Raw genomic sequence first — 20,019 nt, forward strand, 5'->3', positions numbered from 1 at the left:
GCTTCAGGTCAGCGCAGCGTCACCTTCTTCGACTTCTTGCCGAGCGTGAGCTTGGCCTTCTTGACCTTCTTCAGGGCCTTCTTGCCCTTCTTCGAGGCCTTGAGGACGACCTTGCTCTTCTCGCCGGACTCGAGCACGTAGGTGCCCTCGGCGAGGACCGTGCCCTTCGTGATCTTCTTGCCGGCGACCTTCTGGGTCTTCAGCGCGACCAGGGTGGCGACGCCACCACAGCCCTCGTCGTCCTTGCAGACGACCGGTGCCTTGACCTTGGAGCCGGCCACCGCGACGCGGGCCGACGGGGACGCCGGGGCCATGTCGACGGTGAAGGTGGCCGAGCCGTAGTTGTTGCCCAGCGTCTTCTCCGGGCTGGTCGTCGTCGCCGAGGCGGTGTTGCTGACGACCGGGTTGCCCGTGCCCGGCTTGGTGCGGGTGGCCAGGCAGCCCAGCCACAGGTCCGCGGTCAGCGGCCCCGAGGTCGGGTTGAACAGCTTGAACACCCGGATGATCGGACGCGGGTCGTTGCCCAGGTTCACCAGACCCTCGTCCAGACGCCACCCAGCGACGATGCCCTTGTAGCCCACCGGGCAGGTCAGCGTGACCTCGAGCACCTCCCCAGCCGGCACCGTGACGTTCTGCGTGACCTCACGCAGGTTCAGGTCATGGCCGTGACCATTGGCCTCAGCCAGCTCATCGAGCATGCACTGGATGCTCACCACACCGGAGGTGGCGTCGCCGCCACCCACCGCCAGGGCGAAGGTCCAGTCGTTGTCACCGGCCGGGTAGGAGGTCACGACCTCCGCGGTCCCGTTCAGCGCATAGCCCGGACGGATCGGAACCGTCCCAGGAGCACACTCCAGCGTGGCCGTGGCCGCACCCGAGGACAGGTCCACCGACTGCGTGACCACGTCACCGAGCTGCAGGTCGTGGGCGTGGGCCTGGTTGACCTCGCTGACCTCCTTGACACACACCGTGAACACCTTGGCCTGAGCCCGACCCGTCGCGTCGTTGCGAAGCGTCGCCTGCCAGGTGGTGTCGTTGGTCGCCCGCGACTCCACGTGACCCACCGAGGCCAGCGTGCCGGTCCCCTGGTCCACGTGGTCGACACGACCCGAACCATCAGTCACCACGTAACCCGTCGGGCAGGTCACCGAGAGCGCACGCTCCTGGCCCGGCAGCAGGTCCATGTGGACCTCGGCCTTCTGCACGTCGATCTGGTGGTCGTGGTCAGGACCACCGGTCACCACCGGGTCCACCGTGGCGGTGATGGTGACGGTGCGCGAGGCACCGGCGGTCAGGCTCGACCACTCACAGGTCACGGTCTCGTGGGACTCCGTGCACGGCGAGCCGGCCGAGACGAACGTGACGCCCTCGGGCAGCACGTCGGTCAGCTTCACCGAGTCGGCCGTCTGGCCGCCCTTGTTCTGCACGGTGATGGTGTAGGTGACGGTGTCACCGACCTTCGGCGAGTTGTCGTCGACGGTCTTGGTGACCTTGATGTCGGCCTTCTCGACGACCACCGGGGTGGTGGTGGAGTCGTCGTCGGTGACGGTGGCACCACCAGGGGCGGTGCCGGTCGCGGTGGCGGTGTTGACCACCTGGCCGGCGTCGATGTCAGCCTGCGTGAGCGTGTAGGTCCTGCTGGTGCAGGTCACGCTCGCGCCGGGAGCCAGCGGGCCGGCCGGGCAGATCACCGTCGGGTTGGCGAACAGCGGGTCGTTCACCGTCACCGGGTCCAGGACCTGGGTGCCGGTGTTGGTCACGACGTAGGTGTAGGTGATGAGGTCACCCGCGTCGTGGCCGTTGCCGTCCACGTCGTCGATCGCCGAGGCGACCAGGTCCAGCTCGATCGACGGACGCTCACCGACCACCGGGGTGGCCGTGATGTCGTCGTCCGAGACGGTCGCGCCACCCGGAGCGGTGCCGGTGGCGGTCGCGGTGTTGTTCACCACGCCCGCGTCGACGTCGGCCTGGGTGAGCGTATAGACCTCGCTGGTGCAGGTCACCGACGTCCCCGGGGCCAGCGGACCGGCCGGGCAGGTGACGTTCGGCGAGGCTCCACCGAGCAGCGGGTCGTGCACGACGACCGGGTCGAGGACCTGGGTGCCGGTGTTGATCACCACGTAGGTGTAGGTGATCGTGTCGCCGGCGTCGTGGCCGTTGCCGTCCACGTCGTCGATCGCCGAGGCGATCAGGTCCAGCTCGATCGACGGCGCCTCCGGGACCACGGGGGTCGAGGTGGTGTCGTCGTCGGTGACGGTCGCGCCACCCGGCGCGGTGCCGGTGGTGGTGGCGAGGGTGTCGACCGTGCCTGCGTCCACGTCGGCCTGCGTCAGCGTGTAGGTCTTGCCGGTGCAGGTCACCGACGCACCCGGAGCCAACGGAGCGGCCGGGCAGGTGACGTTGGGCGCAGCGCCCGGGAACAGCGGGTCGTGCACGACCACGGGGTCGAGCGTCGTGCCACCGGTGTTGGTCACCTCGTAGGTGTAGGTGATGGTGTCACCGGCGTCGTGGCCGTTGCCGTCGTTGTCGTCGATCGCCGACGGGGTCACGACCAGCTTGATCGACGGCGCGCCGACCACCGGGGTGGACGACGAGTCGCTGCCCGTGACCGTGGCCCCACCGGCGGTGGTGCCGGTCGCCGTCGCGGTGTTGTCGACCTTGCCGTTGTCGACGTCGATGACGGTGAGCGTGTAGGTCTTGGTCGAGCAGGTCACCGAGGCACCCGGAGCCAGCGCACCGGCCGGGCAGCTGATCGCCGGGTTGGCGAACAGCGGGTCGTTGACCGTGACCGGGTCCAGCGTCAGGGCACCGGTGTTGGTGACCTTGAAACCGAAGGTGATCTTGTCGCCCTCGTCGTGGCCGTTGCCGTCCACGTCGTTGATCGCCGAGGCGGTCTTGACGAGCTTGATCGCAGGCTGGCCCACCACCGGGGTGGAGACCGTGTCGGGGTCGGAGACCTGGGCGCCGCTGGGTGCGGTGCCGGTCGTGGTCGCGGTGTTGTCCACCACGCCCGCGTCGACGTCGGCCTGGGTCAGCGTGTAGACCCTGCTCGAGCAGGTGACGGTGTCACCGGGGGCCAGCGAGCCGGCCGGGCAGGTGACGTTGGGGTTCGCCCCACCCAGCAGCGGGTCGTGGACGGTGACCGGGTCGAGCGCCACCGTGCCGGTGTTCTTGACCTTGTAGGTGTAGGTGATGGTGTCGCCCGCGTCGTGACCGTTGCCGTCCACGTCGTCGATCGCCGAGCCGGTCAGCGTGAGCTGGATGGCCGGGACGGCGGCGATGGTCGTGGTCGTCGAGTCGCTCGAGGTCACCTTCGCCCCACCGGGCGCCGTGCCGGTGGCGGTGGCGGTGTTCTCGCGCTTGCCGGCGTCGACGTCGGCCTGGGTGAAGGCGTACGTCGCGTCGGTGCAGGTCACCGAGGCGCCCGGGGCCAGCGGACCGGTCGGGCAGGTGACGTTGGGCGAGGAACCACCGAGCAGCGGGTCGTGGACCGTGACCGGGTTCAGCGTGACGTTGCCGGTGTTGGTCACCTTGAAGGAGTAGGTGACCGTGTCGCCGGCGTCGGCGCCGTTGCCGTCCACGTCGTCGATCGCCGAGACGGTCTTGTCGAGCAGGATCGCCGGACCGGCCACGATCGCCGTGGAGGTGGAGTCGGTGTCGCTCACCGTGCCGCCGCCGGGCTTGGTGCCCGTCGCCGTCGCGGTGTTCTCGATCTTGCCCGCGTCGACCTCGCCCTGGGACAGGGTGTAGGTCCGGCTGCTGCAGGTGCGGGAGGCACCCGGGGCCAGCGAACCGGTCGGGCAGGTGATGTTGGGGTTCGCCCCGCCGAAGACCGGGTCGTGGACCGTGACCGGGTCGAGCGTGACGGTGCCGGTGTTGGTCACCTTGAAGGAGTAGGTGATCGTGTCACCCGCGTCGGCGCCGTTGCCGTCCACGTCCTGGATCGCCGAGGCGCTCTTCTCGAGCTTGATCGCCGGACCGGCCGGGATCGGGTTGAGCGTCGAGGAGGTGTCGCTGACCGTGCCGCCGCCGGGCTTGGTGCCGGTCGCCGTGGCGGTGTTCTCGAGCTTGCCCGAGTCCACGTCGGCCTGCGTCAGCGTGTAGGTCCGGCTGGTGCAGGTCACCGTCGCGGCCGGTGCGAGCGCACCGGTCGGGCAGGTGATGTTGGGGTTCGCCCCGCCGAAGAGCGGGTCGTGGACCTTGACCGGGTCCAGCGTGACGTTGCCGGTGTTGACGACCTTGAAGCCGAAGGTGATCTTGTCGCCGGCGTCGGCCCCGTTGCCGTCGACGTCGTCGATCGCCGACGACGTCTTGACCAGGTCGACGGTCGCCGTACGGGCCACCGGGGTGCTGGTCGTGTCGGAGTCCGTGACCTTGGCGCCGCTGGGTGCGGTGCCCGTGGCGGTGCCGGTGTTGTCGACCTGACCGGCGTCCACGTTGGCCTGGGTCAACGTGTAGGTCGCGGTCGAGCAGGTCACCGACGCACCGGGAGCGAGCGCTCCGGGCGGGCAGGTGATGTTCGGCGAGGAACCACCGAACAGCGGGTCGTGCACCGTCACCGGGTTGAGCGACACGTTGCCCGTGTTGGTCACCGTGAAGGTGTACGGGATCTTGTCGCCGACGTCGGGGCCGTTGCCGTCGACGTCGTTGATCGCACCGGCGGTCTTCTTCAGCAGGATCGCCGGGAACGCAGCGATCGGGGTGCTGGTCGAGGACGTGTCGGAGACCTGGACGCCGTTGGTGCCGGTGCCCTTGGCGGTCGCGGTGTTGTCGACCTTGCCGGCGTTCACGTCGGCCTGGGTCAGCGTGTAGGTCTTGTCGGTGCAGGTGACCGACGCGCTGGGCGCGAGCGAGCCGCTGGGGCAGGTGATGTTCGGGTTCGAGCCGCCGAAGAGCGGGTCGTTGACCGTCACCGGGTTCAGCGCGATGTCGCCGGTGTTCTTCACGGTGAAGGAGTAGGTGATCTTGTCACCCGCGTCCGGACCGTTCCCGTCGACGTCGTTGATCGCGCTGGCGGTCTTCGTCAGCTTGATCGCCGGGCGCAGCGGGATGTTGGTGAACGTGCAGGTCACCTCGGCGCCGGAGGTCGACGGCATCGTGAAGGTGCCGCTGTTCCCGGTCCCGGAGGCCACGGTGGTGCCGGACGCGGTCTTGCAGGTCCACGTCGTGGCGTAGTTCGACAGCGAGGTGCTGCCGGCCGCGGTCTGGGTGATCGTGTAGGTCTGGCCCGGCAGGACGACCGCGGGGCCGGCCTTCTCCGCCGAGTCGGACTGGACACCGGAGTCGGTGCCCGTCGTCGTACCGGTGTTGGAGGTGCCGAGGCCGCCACCGCTGAGCTTCACGGTGAACTGGTCACCGGTGGTGTGGCGCCCCTGCGGCAGGTTGACCTGCGCGAGCGCGGTGCTGGGCTGGGCGCAGGAGGCCATGTCGGTGAACGCGTAGCCCATCGAGGAGGAGTCCACGATCGCGCCGGTCACCGGGTTGGCCCGCAGGATCTTCGGGGAGCTGGTGCCGATGACCAGCAGACCCGAGGAGTCGAAGGCCATCGAGTGGTACTGGCCGTTGCCCGCAGGCGTGTCCGCCAGCACGGTGACACCCAGGGCGGTGCTGCCGGCCGTCGTCGGCAGGGACCCGTTCACGCGGGCGAGGGTGCCCGCGGGGCCGGAGCCGCTGCTGAAGGTGTCGTTGCTGACGATGTAGAGGTTGCCCGAGCCGTCGAAGGCGAAGTCGCCGTTGCCGCCGAGGCCGGTGCCGCTGATCGTGGCGACCTGACCCAGACCGGTCTTGGAGACGGTGTCGAAGGCGAAGACGTGCCAGGTCGAGCCGCCGGAGGCGTAATAGTAGATCCCGTTCGCCGGGTTGATGGCACCCGCCACGACGATCGTCGACTTGGAGTTCGACGGCACCGAGTAGGCCTGGTGGGTGTGGGTGTTGCGCGCGACCTTGACCTTGTTGTCGTCACGCTCGAACGCCCAGATCTCGCTGCCGGCGCCACCGAGCGCCAGCGCGTTCCAGTTGCCGGTGCCGAACTCGGCGCGGATCGAGCCCGAGCCGGTCGTCGAGTCGACCGAGTACACCTGGCCGTTGTCGAGCTTGACCGAGTACACCGTGTTGTTGGTGCACACGAACGACGGGTAGTTGGCGTGCGCCGCCCCCGCGGGCAGCAGTGCCAGCCCCGTTCCTGTCAGTAGCAGCGCGGCCAGGCTCGAAGCCCGGCGGCGCCACCGCGACGTCGTGGACGTCGCTGTTCTGCGCGCTTGTGGGCGCGCGCCAATAGTGGACGACATAGGTCGTCAGCCCCCCTGTATGAAGCGCCTGAACGGCGCGGCTGTTGGTGGTTCTTCGTGGGTCTCGAGATGGTCGTCGCGCACACCCCGAGAGCCGGCGCAGACTTCTGACAGCTCCTTCATAGCGAAGGCAAACCGGCCGTGTCAGTGGCGGTAACCCAACCGTGGGGTCGGTGTGGGGGAACTGTTGACGAGCCGGCGGGACTCACCCCTCAGGTCCGCCTCGAGCCTGCCGAGAGGGGCCGGTCAGATCCTCGGCGGATCCACGGCACTGCCACACCGCCGGGGCCCACATCCACGCAGCGGCAACGAGAACGGCCGCCCGGAGGAGAGCCTCCGGGCGGCCGTTCGCTGGGTCTGCTGAGCAGATCCTGGTCAGGACGGGGTCAGCGCAGGGTCACCTTCTTCGTGGTGCTGCCCAGCGTGAGCCTGGCCTTCTTGACCTTCTTCAGGGCCTTCTTGCCCTGTTTGGTGGCCTTGAGGACGACCTTGCCCCGGGCGCCGGCGTCGACCGTGTAGCTGCCCTTGGCCAGGACCGTGCCCTTCTTCAGGGTCTTGCCGGCGACCTTCTGGGTCTTCAGCGCGACCAGGGTGGCGGAACCACCACAGTCGACCTCGACGAGGCAGGTCACCGGCGCGGTCACCTTCGAGCCGCTCACGGCGACCCGGGGTGCGGCCGGCGCCGCCGGGGCGGAGCCCGACTGCACCGTCAGCGTCGCCGAGCCGGAGTTGTTCGAGCTGCTCGACTCCGTGCTGGTGGTCGTGGCCGAGGCCGTGTTCACCACCGTGGGGTTGCCGACCCCGGACAGGGTGCGGGTGGCCAGGCAGCCCAGCCACAGGTCCGCGGTCAGCGGCCCCGAGGTCGGGTTGAACAGCTTGAACACCCGGATGATCGGACGCGGGTCGTTGCCCAGGTTCACCAGACCCTCGTCCAGACGCCACCCAGCGACGATGCCCTTGTAGCCCACCGGGCAGGTCAGCGTGACCTCGAGCACCTCCCCAGCCGGCACCGTGACGTTCTGCGTGACCTCACGCAGGTTCAGGTCGTGGCCGTGACCATTGGCCTCAGCCAGCTCATCGAGCATGCACTGGATGCTCACCACACCGGAGGTGGCGTCGCCGCCACCCACCGCCAGGGCGAAGGTCCAGTCGTTGTCACCGGCCGGGTAGGAGGTCACGACCTCCGCGGTCCCGTTCAGCGCATAGCCCGGACGGATCGGAACCGTCCCAGGAGCACACTCCAGCGTGGCCGTGGCCGCACCCGAGGACAGGTCCACCGACTGCGTGACCACGTCACCGAGCTGCAGGTCGTGGGCGTGGGCCTGGTTGACCTCGCTGACCTCCTTGACACACACCGTGAACACCTTGGCCTGAGCCCGACCCGTCGCGTCGTTGCGAAGCGTCGCCTGCCAGGTGGTGTCGTTGGTCGCCCGCGACTCCACGTGACCCACCGAGGCCAGCGTGCCGGTCCCCTGGTCCACGTGGTCGATACGACCCGAACCATCAGTCACCACGTAACCCGTCGGGCAGGTCACCGAGAGCGCACGCTCCTGGCCCGGCAGCAGGTCCATGTGGACCTCGGCCTTCTGCACGTCGATCTGGTGGTCGTGGTCAGGACCACCGGTCACCACCGGGTCCACCGTGGCGGTGATGGTCACCGTCTTGGACTCGCCGCCCAGGAGGGTGGGCCACTCGCAGGTGACCGTGCCCCCGGACTCCGAGCAGGCGCCCGGGGCCGCCGAGACGAAGGTGACCCCGTCGGGCAGGGTGTCGACGAGCTTGACGTTCTCCGCGGTCTGACCGCCCTCGTTGGCGACGGTCACGGCGTAGGTGACGGTCTCACCGGCGTACGGCTTCTTCTTGTCCACCGACTTGGTGACGACCAGGTCGGCCTTCACCGGGACGACGGGCGTGCTGGTCGAGGCGGCGTCGGAGACCGTGGCGCCGCTGGGTGCGGTGCCGGTCGCGGTCGCGGTGTTGTCGACCGTGCCGTTGTCCACGTCGGAGACGGTCAGCGTGTAGGTCTTCGTCGCGCAGGTCACCGTCGCGCCCGGGGCCAGCGGCCCGGCCGGGCAGGTCACCGTCGGGTTCGCGAACAGCGGGTCGTTCACCGTCACCGGGTCCAGGACCACGGTGCCGGTGTTCTTGACCTTGAACGTGTAGGTGATGGTGTCACCCGCGTCGTGACCGTTGCCGTCGTTGTCGTCGATCGCCGAGGCGGTCTTGGTCAGCTTGATCGCCGGAGCCGCGACCACCGGGGTGGACGTGGAGTCGGGGTCGGTGACCTTCGAGCCGTCCGGCGCCGTGCCGGTCGCGGTGGCGGTGTTGTCGACCTTGCCCGCGTCCACGTCGCTCTGCGTGAGCGTGTACGTCTTGCTGGTGCAGGTCACCGAGGCACCCGGGGCCAGCGCGCCGGCCGGGCAGACGACGTTCGGGCTCGCGCCGCCGAACAGCGGGTCGTGGACGGTGACCGGGTCCAGCGCCACCGTGCCGGTGTTCTTGACCTTGAACGCGTAGGTGATCGTGTCACCGACGTCCGGGCCGTTGCCGTCGTTGTCGTCGATCGCCGACGCGGTCTTGGTCAGCTCGATCGCCGGCACGGCCGTGATGGTCGTGGTCGTCGAGTCGCTCGAGGTGACCTTGGCGCCACCGGGCGCGGTGCCGGTGGCGGTCGCGGTGTTGTCGCGCTTGCCGGCGTCCACGTCGGCCTGCGTCAGCGTGTACGTCGCGCTGGTGCAGGTCACCGACGTACCCGGGGCGAGCGCGCCGACCGGGCAGGTGACGCTCGGCGACGTGGCACCCAGGAGCGGGTCGTGGACCGCGACCGGGTTCAGCGTCACCGTGCCGGTGTTGGTCACCTTGAACGAGTAGGTGACCTTGTCGCCGGCGTCGGCACCGTTGCCGTCCACGTCGTCGATCGCCGACGCGGTCTTGTCCAGCAGGATCGCCGGACCGGCCACGATGGTGGTCGAGGTGGAGTCGGTGTCGCTCACCGTGCCGCCGCCGGGCTTGGTGCCGGTGGCGGTCGCGGTGTTGTCGACCTTGCCCGCGTCCACGTCGCTCTGCGTGAGCGTGTACGTCTTGCTGGTGCAGGTCACCGAGGCACCCGGCGCGAGCGGGCCGGTCGGGCAGGTGATGCTGGGGTTCGCCCCGCCGAACAGCGGGTCGTGCACGGTCACCGGGTTCAGCGTCACCGTGCCGGTGTTGGTCACCTTGAAGGAGTAGGTGATCGTGTCACCCGCGTCAGCCCCGTTGCCGTCGAGGTCGCTGATCGTCGACGCGCTCTTGTCCAGCTCCAGGCCGGGACCGGCCGGGATCGGGCTGAGCGTCGAGGCCGTGTCGGTGACGGTCGCGCCGGAGGGGCCCGTGCCGGTGGCGGTCGCGGTGTTCTCGAGCTTGCCGGCGTCCACGTTCGTCTGGGTGAGCGTGTAGGTCCGGCTGGAGCAGGTCACCGACGCACCCGGCGCCAGGGCGCCGGCCGGGCAGGTGATGTTGGGGTTGGCCCCGCCGAAGAGCGGGTCGTGGACCTTGACCGGGTTCAGCGTGACGTTGCCGGTGTTGGTCACCTTGAACGAGTAGGTGATCGTGTCACCCGCGTCGGCGCCGTTGGAGTCCACGTCGTTGATCGCCGAGGCGGTCTTCACCAGGTCGATCGCCGCGGTGCGGGCGACAGGGGTGCTGGTCGAGTCGGCGCTGGTCACCTTCGCCCCCGACGGGGCGGTGCCGGTCGCGGTGGCGGTGTTGTCGCGCTTGCCCGCGTCCACGTCGGCCTGCGTCAGGGTGTGGGTCTTCCCCGAGCAGGTCACCGACGCACCCGGTGCCAGGGCACCGGTGGGGCAGGTGATGCTGGGGGCGGTCGACCCGAAGAGCGGGTCGTGCACCGTCACCGGGTTCAGCGTGACGTTGCCGGTGTTGGTCACCTTGAAGGTGTAGCCGATGGTGTCACCCGCGTCCGGCCCGTTGCCGTCGACGTCGTTGATCGCGCCGGAGGTCTTCTTCAGCGAAATCGCCGGGAAGGCGGCCACCGGGGTGCTGGTCGAGGACGTGTCGGAGACCTTGACGCCGTTGGCCGCGGTGCCGGTCGTGGTCGCGGTGTTGTCGACCTTGCCGGCGTCGACGTCACCCTGGGTCAGGGTGTACGTCTTCGCGGTGCAGGTCACCGAGGCGCTGGGCGCCAGCGAGCCCGACGGGCAGGTGATGTTCGGGGTCGAGCCACCGAAGAGCGGGTCGTGGACCGTCACCGGGTTCAGCGCGACGTTCCCGGTGTTCTTGACCGTGAACGTGTAGGTGATCGTGTCACCGGCGTCGGGGCCGTTGCTGTCGGTGTCGGTGAGCGCTCCCGCGGTCTTGGTCAGCTTGATGGCCGGCCGCTGCGGGGTGTTGGTGAAGGTGCAGGTCACCTCGGAGCCGGAGGCCGACGGCATCGTGAAGGTGCCGCTGTTCCCGGTCCCGGAGGCCACGGTGGTGCCGGACGCGGTCTTGCAGGTCCACGTCGTGGCGTAGTTCGACAGCGAGGTGCTGCCGGCCGCGGTCTGGGTGATCGTGTAGGTCTGGCTGGGCAGGACGACCGCGGGGCCGGCCTTCTCCGCCGAGTCGGACTGGACACCGGAGTCGGTGCCCGTCGTCGTACCGGTGTTCGAGGTGCCGAGGCCGCTGCCGCTCAGCGTCACGGTGAACTGGTCACCGGCGGTGTGCCGGCCCTCGGGGAGGTCGACCTGCGCCTGGGCCGTCGAGGGCTGGGCGCAGGAGGCCAGGTCGGTGAAGGCGTACCCCATCGTCGAGGAGTCGACGATCGCGCCGGTCACCGGGTTGACCCGGATGATCTTGGGCGAGCTCGTGCCGATGACCAGCAGGCCGCTGGAGTCGAAGGCCATCGAGTGGTACTGCCCGTTGCCGGCCGGGGTGGTCGCCAGCACAGTGACACCCAGCGCGGTGCTACCGGCCGTGGTGGGGAGCGCACCGTTGACCCGCGCGAGGGTGCCCGCGGGGCCGGAACCGCTGCTGAAGGTGTCGTTGCTGACGATGTAGAGGTTGCCGGAGGCGTCGAAGGCGAAGTCGCCGTTGCCACCGAGACCGGTGCCGCTGATCGTGGCGACCTGGCCGATGGCCGTCTTGGTCACGGTGTTGAACGCGAAGACCGTCCAGGTCGAGCCGCCGGAGGCGTAGTAGTAGATCCCGTTGTCGGGGTTGATGGCACCCGCGACGACGCTGCCGGCCAGCGAGTTGGTGGGCACGGCGTAGGTGTTGTCGGAGTGGTCGTTGCGAGCGACCCGCACGCGGTTGTTGGTGCGGTCGAAGGCCCAGATGTCGCTGCCGGCGCCACCGAGCGCCAGCGCGTTCCAGTTCCCGGAGCCGAACTCCGCGCTGATGCTGGAGCTGGCGTTGGTCGAGTTGACCGCGTACACGTTGCCGGTGCTCTGCTGCATGGCGTAGACGGTGTTGGACGTGCAGACGAAGCTCGGGTAGACCGCATGAGCGGCGCCCGCCGGCAGCAGCGCCAGGCCGGTGCCGGCGAGCAGCACGGCCAGTGAGCCGGCCACCCTCCTGCGTAGCGACTTCGAGGCGCGTTCGAGCGCGCGCTGGCATGACGACATGGTCGTCCTTCCCCCCTGTGATGCGTCCCCCCGGACGCGATGTCTCCCGGATCCGCGTCCTGAGAACAGGCGCGTGATCCCCTCCACCGTCATGGATATCTGCGGGTCTCCTCGAGGGGAAGCGCCTCGCCGGCCTTGTGGTGGTGGTGTGGGCGAACTGATTCCCGCTGTGGATGTCCTGTTGCCCGAGAGACGTCTCAGTAACAACCGGGGGGTGGGATCTCCGGTGGGGTCAGCCGCCGACCCAGAAGCCGCGTCCGCCGAACCAGTCGGAGTAGCCGCCGGGTCGGCTGAAGCCGGACCGGTCGCCCAGGTAGGAGCCGACCACGGCGGCCCCGAGGTCGTCGAGCTCGGGCGCCACGACCCGTCCCTCCGCCCGGGAGGCCATCGAGTCGATGAAGCGCGCCAGCCCGGGGTCCTCCCCGAGCCGGAAGAAGGTCGTCTGGGCGCCGAGCCGTCGCGCGTTGTCGAGCTCGCGGACGGCGTAGGCGATGGTCAGCGGGTGCGGCGGGTAGGAGAAGAAGACCTCGCCGTCGGGCTCGAGGTGGCTGGTCGGTTCACCGTCGGTGACCACCAGCAGCACCGGCTGCGCGTTGGGGTGCTTGCGGAAGTGCCGGTTGGCCAGGAGCAGGCCGTGGTGGAGGTTCGTGCCCTTGTCGTACATCGCGTCGAGGGCCGTGAGCTCCTCGATCTCCATCCGCTGGGCGTGCCGCCCGAAGGCGATCAGCTGCAGGTGGTCACCGCGGAACCGGGAGCGGATGAGGGTGTGCAGGGCCAGCGCGGTGCGCTTCATCGGAACCCAGCGGCCGTCCATCGCCATCGAGAACGACGTGTCGACCAGCAGGGCGACCGCCGCCTGGGTGCGCTCCTCGGTCTCCTGGACCTCGACGTCGTCGATGGTGAGACGCACGCCGGGTCTCGACGCCCGCTCGTCCGAGCCGACGCTCGCTGCTCGACCACCGGGGAGACGCCCCTCGCCGGCCTCGCGGACGATGGCGTTGGTCAGCGTGCGGGTGACGTCCCAGGGCTCGGTGTCGCCGAACGCCCAGGCTCGGGTGGCGCCGGAGCGCTCCCCCGCGGCCCCGGCACGTCGGGACTCCCGCTGGCCCTGGCGGCCCGAGAGCCGCTCCGCGGCGTCGCGGAGGAGGGACTTGCCGAGCTGGCGCATGGCCTGCGGTGTCAGCCGCAGCTGGCCGTCAGAGCCGCGCTGCAGGGTGCCGTGCTCCCGCAGCGCCTGCTCGAGGCGCTGGAGGGTGCGGGCGTCCACCGCCGCCTGCTCCCCCAGCTGCCGGGAGAGGGCGTCGAGGTCGAGGTCGTCCATCCGGGCTCCGCCGTAGGACTGGGAGAGCTGCTCGGAGAGCGCGTCGAGCTCGGCGAGGTCCTGGAAGACGCCCGTGCCGTCGCCGAGGCCGAGACCCTCCTGGCCACCCATCTGCTCCGAGCCGAACCAGTCCTCGCCCGGGCGCAGCGCCTGGAGGTTGCCGTCCAGCCGCGCGAGGGACTCCATCAGCGCCGGTGACCCGAAGGCCTGCGCCGAGAGCTCCATCAGCTGCTGGCGCTGCTCGGGGCTCATCGAGTTGAGCATCCGCTGGGCCGCGGCGGCCCGGGCTGCCATGGCGTCCAGCAGCTCGTCGAGGTCCTGGGGGTCCTCGGGGAACTGGTCCCCGTGCTTGCGCATGAACTCCTCGAAGTCCTCCTGCGTGTCCTCGCCGCGCTGCCGCTTCTCCAGCAGCTCGTTGAGGTCGCCGAGCATCTCGTCGATCGCCGCGCGGTCCTCGTCGGTGGCGTTCTCCAGGGCCTGCTTCATGCCCTGGAAGCGCTGGTCCAGCAGCTCGCGACCGAGGAGGTCCTTGATCTGCTCGAAGGCCTCGCGGGCCTCGCTGCTCTGCCAGTCGTACGAGGCCAGCTCGCTCACCGCGGCGGCGGGGTTGGGCGACAGGCTGTCAAGCGTCATCTCCCGCAGCGCCCGGTCGCCGTCGTCCATCATCGCGTCGCGGGCCAGCTGCTTGCGCTCCTCGAGGACGGCGGTGTCCAGGAGCTCGCGGATCTCCTGCAGCGTGCCGTCGAGGTTGTGCTTCGAGGCCAGCTCGCGGCGGCGCTCGGCGATCCGGCGTGCCAGGTCGTCGAGGCCCTGCTGGTCGCGCCCGCCGCGCCGCAGGAACTCCCGCAGCGCCCGCTCGGGGCTGTACCCGGCCATGACGTCCTCACCGATGGCGTCGAGGGCCTCGGAGAGGTCGACCGGCGGGGCGAGCGGGTCCGGCCCGCCGTCGTACCGGCCGTAGCGGGAGGCGCGGCGCTGGGACCAGACGTCAGCCACGGCTCATCCGTAGACCGTCTCGCCGCGACCGGACTCCTTGCTGACCCGGCGCGCGAGGTAGAGGCCCTCGAGCGCGAGCTCGATCGCCCCGGCCCGCTGACCGTCGTCGGTCGCTCCGACGCGCTCGCAGATGTCGTCGTAGAGCTCGGACTCCCCGAGGCGGGGCAGACCCGCGAGGAAGTCCAGCGCGGTCACCTGCTCGCCGGTGGTGACCATCTGTCCGGCCTCGAGGGCGTCCACCAGGAGACTGAAGTCCAGGCCACGGAAACGCTCACGGACGGTCTCGGCGACCGCGGTGCGCAGCAGGTGGGTGAGGACCTCGGCCTCGCGTCCCTCCTCGCCGGACTCGAACTCGATCTTGCCGCCGAGCACGTCGACCGCGGTCTCGAGGTCGACGACCCGGGCCACGGCCTGCGGCTCGCCCTGGACGGTCGCGCGGTGCAGCGCTGCGGCCGCGATCGTCTCGGCGCCGGCGATCGCGAAGCGCGCGGAGACACCGGAACGCTGGTCGACGGCGCTGGAGCCGCGCAGGTGCCGGGTGAATCGGGCGAGGATCTCCAGCAGGTGCGGCGGCACGTCGGCGACGAGGTCGGCCTCCTGACGGATCACCGCCACCTCGTCCTCGAGCTCGGTCGGGTAGTGGGTGCGGATCTCGACGCCGAAGCGGTCCTTGAGCGGGGTGATGATGCGCCCGCGGTTGGTGTAGTCCTCCGGGTTGGCGCTGGCCACGACGAGCACGTCCAGCGGCAGCCGCAGCACGTAGCCGCGGATCTGGATGTCGCGCTCCTCCATCACGTTGAGCATGGCGACCTGGATGCGCTCGGCGAGGTCGGGCAGCTCGTTGATGGCCACGATGCCGCGGTGGCTGCGCGGGATCAGCCCGAAGTGGATGGTCTCCAGGTCACCCAGCGAGCGGCCCTCCGCGACCTTCATCGGGTCGACGTCACCGATCAGGTCGGCGACCGAGGTGTCAGGGGTGGCCAGCTTCTCGGCGTACCGCTCGTCGCGGTGGCGCCAGGAGATCCGCAGGTCGTCGCCGTAGGTCGCCAGCGCCTGCTGGGACTGCACCGTGATCGGCTCGTAGGGGTGCTCGCCGATCTCGGAGCCGGAGATGACCGGGCTCCACTCGTCGAGGAGGCCGACCATGGTGCGCAGCAGCCGGGTCTTGCCCTGGCCACGCTCGCCCAGCAGCACGATGTCGTGGCCGGCGATGAGGGCCCGCTCGAGCTGCGGGATCACGGTGTCCTCGAAGCCGTGCAGCCCCGGCCACGGGTCCCGCCCCTCGCGCAGCGCCGCGAGGAGGTTGTCGCGCATCTCGACGCGCAGGGTCTTGAGCTGGTGCCCCGAGGCCCTCAGCTCACCGAGGGTGGCCGGAACGGGAGGGTGGGTGCGCGGGGAGTCCGCGGAGGAGACCGTCACGTCCCCACGCTAGCCCCGGACACCCAACCCGGGCAGGCTCAGTCGCCCTCCGGGACGACCATGACCGCGCCGTGCGCGTGCTCGAGGAAGGTGCGGCTCACCGAGCCCAGCAGCGCCGCCGCCACGGGGTTGCGGCGGTGGTTGCCCACCACCACCAGGTCGGCGTCGTGCGCGACCCTCAGCAGCTCGGACTCCACGTGGCCGAAGATCGTGCGGACGTGGACGTCCACGTCCGGGTACTTCTCCGCGAGCCCGGACACGGCCTCCGCGACCACGAGCCGGGCCTCCTCCTCCGCCTGCTGCCGCAGCTCCGCCGTCACCGCACCCCCGGCAGCGATGCGGGCGTCGAAGGTGCAGTGCAGGACGGTCAGGGGCAGCCCGCGGACCGCGGCAGCGTCGTAGGCCGCCTCCAGCGGCGGCCGGCAGCCCTCCTCGCCGTCCACGGCGACCAGCACCCCTTGCCCCTCACCGGGAGCCGGACCGCCGGGGCGGACCACGACGACCGGTCCGGTGGCGTGGCCGGCGACCGCGCTGCTCACCGAGCCCAGCAGCAGCGAGCTGATCGGACCCCGTCCGCGCGAGCCCACGACCGTGACCTCGGCGTGGGCCGCCAGACCGGCCAGCAGGGCCCGGGCGTCCGCGTGCCGGACGACCGGCAGCACCTCGACCTCGGGCGCGCGCTCGGAGACCCGCTGCGCCGCGGTCGCGACGACCTCGGCGGCCGCCGCCCTGATCTCCGCCTGCAGGGTCACCGGGTCGGCGCCGACCTGGTCGAGCCAGACCGACGGCACGCTGTCCCACCCGTGCACCAGCGCCAGGGTGCGGTGGGTGAGACGTGCGTGCTCGCTCGCCCAGTCGAGGGCGGCGTCCGCTCCCTCGGAGCCGTCCACCCCGACGACGACGCAACCGGCAGGGACAGGGGTCATGGTCTCGGTCATGGCACCAGTCTTTACCTCTCGCCCGCAGAAGCCCACGGACCTTGGTCCCCGGTCGACGGGCCGGAGGGACCGACGAGCCCCGGGTGGGCGGCCCCGCCCCCACTAGGCTGCGCACCGTGACCTCGACGCTGGGAGTGCTGTGCGCGCTCCTGGTCGTGGCCCTGGTCGTGGCCGTCACCACGGTGGCGCGGCTCCGCCGCCACCTGGCGCTCTCCGAGGCGATGGTGCGCCAGCTCGAGGAGGACCTCGACGCCGCCCTGCGACCGCGTCCCCCGGTCTCCTCGGCCGAGCGGGCCATGCGCGCCCTGGTCGGCACGGCCGCGCGGGTCCGCGAGCGAGGTGTCGCCGGGATGCTCAGCGCCTCGCTGGACGACCTTGCGACCTGGGCGTCGGACGAGCAGTCCGACATCCTCCAGGTCGCCGCTCCCGACGGCACCGTCACGCTGCTGTTCTCCGACATCGAGGACTCTACCGCCCTCAACGACCGCCTCGGCGACAAGGCGTGGGTGCGCGTGCTGGCCTCCCACGACGCGCTCGTGCGCGCGATGGTCGACAAGCGCCGCGGCCGGGTCGTGAAGACCGCCGGCGACAGCTTCATGGTCGCCTTCCGCGAGCCCGTGGCCGCGGTGCTCGCCGCCCGCGGGATCCAGCGGGCCCTCGCCCGCACGCTCGACCCGCGCCTGCGGCTGACGCCCGTCCGGGTGCGCATCGGGATCCACACCGGGACCGTCATCAGCCGCGACGGCGACTACTTCGGTCGCAACGTCGCGATGGCCGCCCGGGTGGCGGCCCTGGCCGACGGCGGCGAGGTGCTGGTCACGCAGGCGGTCCGCGACGAGGCCGCTGACTCCGAGGACCGGCGGATGCGCTTCGAGGAGGCCGGCACGGTCGAGCTGAAGGGGCTTCCGGGCGAGCACGACCTGTGGCGGCTGGTGGTGGAGACGTGACCGGCCCCCTGGGACGACCGACCACGTGCCCGTGCGGGTCCGCGGCGTCGTACGACTCCTGCTGCGGGCCGCTGCACCGCGGCGCCCGGCAGGCGGGGACGGCGGTGGAGCTGATGCGAAGCCGCTACTCCGCGTTCGTGCTCGGCGAGGTCGACCACCTCTTCCGCACCTGGCACCCCCGCACCCGTCCCGCCGGGCTCGTCGAGGACGGCCTCGACACCAGCCGCACCTGGACCGGCCTGGAGGTGCTGGGCCACGGCGAGGACTGGGTGGACTTCGACGCGCACTACACCGTCGACGGGGTCGCGGGGGTCCAGCACGAGCGCAGCCGCTTCGAGCAGCGCGCGGGCCGCTGGGTCTACGTCGACGCGCTGGACTGACGTCCGAGGTCCCCCCGGGCGGGGACCTTCGTCCCTCCTGTCACGCCCGGGCTTCACGGAGCATGGTCGAAGGCCCCGACCCAGGAAGTGACGACGTGCTCGAACCCGTGGAGCTCTCCCTCTCCGAGGCGGAGACGCTGCTGCGATCCGGTGTGACCGGACGCGTGGCCGTCTCCACCCCCCAGGGACCGCACATCCTTCCGGTGAACTACTCGGTCGTGGGTGAGCACGTGGTCATCCGCACCTCGCCGTACTCCATCCTCGGCACGCACGCCCACCGCACCACCGTCGCGTTCGAGACCGACACCTTCGACCACGAGCGGCAGCGCGGCTGGAGCGTGCTGGTGCGGGGCCGCGCCGAGGTCATCAACGACGCCGCGACGCTGGAGTCCATCCACCGCATCTGGCCGCCGCGGCCGTGGGCCTCCGGGCAGCGCAACCTGCACATCGGCATCAGGCTCGACGAGGTCACGGGTCGTCGCCTGGGCAGCGGCTGGGACCCGGTCCGCGAGGCGACGGTCCGACGGATCGTGTGACCCGTGTCGCAGACTGGGGTCGTGCCCTTCCGCCGACCTGAGCTCTCCGACTCCGCCCAGGCGCTGCTGGACGCCGTCGTCGCGATCTCCAGCGACCTCGACCTCGGCAGCGTGCTCACCCGCATCGTCGAGGCCGCCTGCCAGCTGACCGACGCACAGTACGGCGCCGTCGGTGTCATCGGCGCGGACGGCAACCTGGCGGAGTTCATCACCCACGGGCTGGACCCCCACGAGCGCGAGCAGATCGGCTCGCCGCCGCACGGGCGGGGCATCCTGCGGCTGCTCATCGACCACCCGGAGCCGCTGCGGCTGGAGGACCTCTCCCAGCACCCGGAGAGCTACGGCTTCCCGCCCAACCACCCGCCGATGCGCTCCTTCCTCGGGGTGCCGGTGCGCATCCGGGGCACGGTCTTCGGCAACCTCTACCTCACCGAGAAGGCGCACGGGCAGTTCGACGAGGACGACACCCGGCTGGTGGAGGCACTGGCCTCGGCGGCCGGCTTCGTCATCGAGAACGCCCGCGCCTACACCCTCAGCGAGCGGCGCCGGCAGTGGCTGCAGGCCACCGCGGACCTCGTCGAGGACCTGCAGCCGCCGCTCGACACCGGGGTGGCACTGCAGCGCATCGCCCACTCCGCCCTCGCCGTCGCCCGTGCGCGGTGCACCGCGATCGTGCGCACCGCCGGAGACCCCGAGGCCGCCTCGGACGCGGCGGTCCTCGCCGCCGCGACCACGGACGTCGACTCGCTGCGCGACCAGGTCGCCGTCCTGCTGCGAGGGCTGGGCGGGGCCGTGCACGAGCCGGTCGACGTCGACGACGGCGCCGTGCGTGCCCTGGTGGTGCCCCTGCGGGCGCACCTGACCGACCCGACCGCCCTGATCACCTTCTTCGCCGACGAGCACAACGCACTCGAGGTCGAGGAGCGCGAGCTGCTGATCTCCTTCGCCGACCAGGCCGCGCTCGCACTCGACCGCGCCCAGGCCGTCGCCGACCGTGCCGAGCTCGCGGTCATCTCCGACCGCGAACGCATCGCCCGCGACCTGCACGACACCGTGATCCAACGTCTCTTCGCCACCGGGCTCACGCTTCAGGCGGTGTCGTCAGGGGTCTCCGACCCCGGCGTGGCCGCCCGCGTCGCCCGCGCGGTCGACGACCTGGACCAGGTGGTCCGCGACATCCGCGGCACCATCTTCGAGCTGCGCCACACCGGGGGCGAGTCGCTGCAGGCGCAGGTGCGGGACCTGGTGCGCGAGTACGCGCGGTTCCTGGGCTGGGCGCCGGTCGTGCGGGTCGAGGGCCCGGTCGACACCGCCGTACGCCCCGAGGTGGCCGAGCACTTCGTCCCCGTGCTGCGCGAGGCCCTGTCGAACCTCTCCCGCCACGCCGAGGCCCGAGCGGCCTGGGTGCGGGTCGCGATCGACGGCGGCGAGCTGGTGCTCGAGGTCTCCGACGACGGCGTGGGCCCCACCCAGGGCGCGTCGCACAGCGGGCTGCGCAACGCCCGCGGCCGCGCCGCCGGGCTGGGCGGCACCTCGGCCCTCACCCGCCGCGAGGGCGGGGGCTCGGTGTTCAGCTGGCGGGTCCCGGTCTGAGCTTTCCG

At 71.0% G+C, this 20,019-nt stretch carries 9 protein-coding genes; 4 read left to right on the top strand and 5 right to left on the bottom strand.

The features are described from left to right. Nucleotides 1–8 precede the first annotated feature (8 nt). From BKA05_RS13740 to BKA05_RS13760, 5 genes are all read right to left on the bottom strand, one after another. Nucleotides 9–6,125 carry a DUF7507 domain-containing protein gene (locus BKA05_RS13740; RefSeq protein WP_179531933.1) on the bottom strand — a complete coding sequence of 2,039 codons (6,117 nt, stop codon included), beginning with the start codon at nt 6,123–6,125 and terminating at the stop codon, nt 9–11. Between the two features lie 548 nt (nt 6,126–6,673). Then, on the bottom strand, nt 6,674–11,827 hold the full coding sequence (locus BKA05_RS13745) for a DUF7507 domain-containing protein (RefSeq protein ID WP_179531934.1): 5,154 nt from the start codon (nt 11,825–11,827) through the stop codon (nt 6,674–6,676). Between the two features lie 286 nt (nt 11,828–12,113). Next, nucleotides 12,114–14,198, bottom strand: coding sequence for a VWA domain-containing protein (locus BKA05_RS13750; protein WP_179531935.1), 2,085 nt, complete (start codon nt 14,196–14,198; stop codon nt 12,114–12,116). A gap of 3 nt (nt 14,199–14,201) precedes the next feature. After that, nucleotides 14,202–15,617 (bottom strand): MoxR family ATPase, encoded by a 1,416-nt coding sequence (locus tag BKA05_RS13755; protein ID WP_343045676.1) that lies wholly within the window; start codon nt 15,615–15,617, stop codon nt 14,202–14,204. Nucleotides 15,618–15,655: 38 nt separating this feature from the next. Then, nucleotides 15,656–16,555 (bottom strand): universal stress protein, encoded by a 900-nt coding sequence (locus BKA05_RS13760; protein ID WP_179531936.1) that lies wholly within the window; start codon nt 16,553–16,555, stop codon nt 15,656–15,658. 116 nt (nt 16,556–16,671) lie between these two features. Here BKA05_RS13760 and BKA05_RS13765 point away from each other — a divergent pair, with 116 nt between their 5' ends. From BKA05_RS13765 to BKA05_RS13780, 4 genes are all read left to right on the top strand, one after another. Then, nucleotides 16,672–17,502 (top strand): adenylate/guanylate cyclase domain-containing protein, encoded by an 831-nt coding sequence (locus BKA05_RS13765; RefSeq protein WP_179531937.1) that lies wholly within the window; start codon nt 16,672–16,674, stop codon nt 17,500–17,502. Further along, the gene (locus BKA05_RS13770) at nt 17,499–17,882 is read left to right on the top strand and encodes a YchJ family protein (protein ID WP_343045677.1); all 384 of its coding nucleotides are present in this window, start codon (nt 17,499–17,501) and stop codon (nt 17,880–17,882) included. Before BKA05_RS13765 ends, BKA05_RS13770 begins: the two co-directional genes overlap by 4 nt. Before the next feature lie 95 nt (nt 17,883–17,977). Further along, the gene (locus tag BKA05_RS13775; protein ID WP_179531938.1) at nt 17,978–18,418 is read left to right on the top strand and encodes a pyridoxamine 5'-phosphate oxidase family protein; all 441 of its coding nucleotides are present in this window, start codon (nt 17,978–17,980) and stop codon (nt 18,416–18,418) included. A gap of 21 nt (nt 18,419–18,439) precedes the next feature. After that, nucleotides 18,440–20,011, top strand: a complete 1,572-nt coding sequence (locus BKA05_RS13780) for a GAF domain-containing protein (RefSeq protein WP_179531939.1) — start codon at nt 18,440–18,442, stop codon at nt 20,009–20,011. The last annotated feature ends 8 nt before the right edge of the window (nt 20,012–20,019 follow it).

The organism is Nocardioides marinus, assembly GCF_013408145.1.
In the GTDB taxonomy this organism is placed as follows: Bacteria; Actinomycetota; Actinomycetes; order Propionibacteriales; family Nocardioidaceae; genus Nocardioides; species Nocardioides marinus.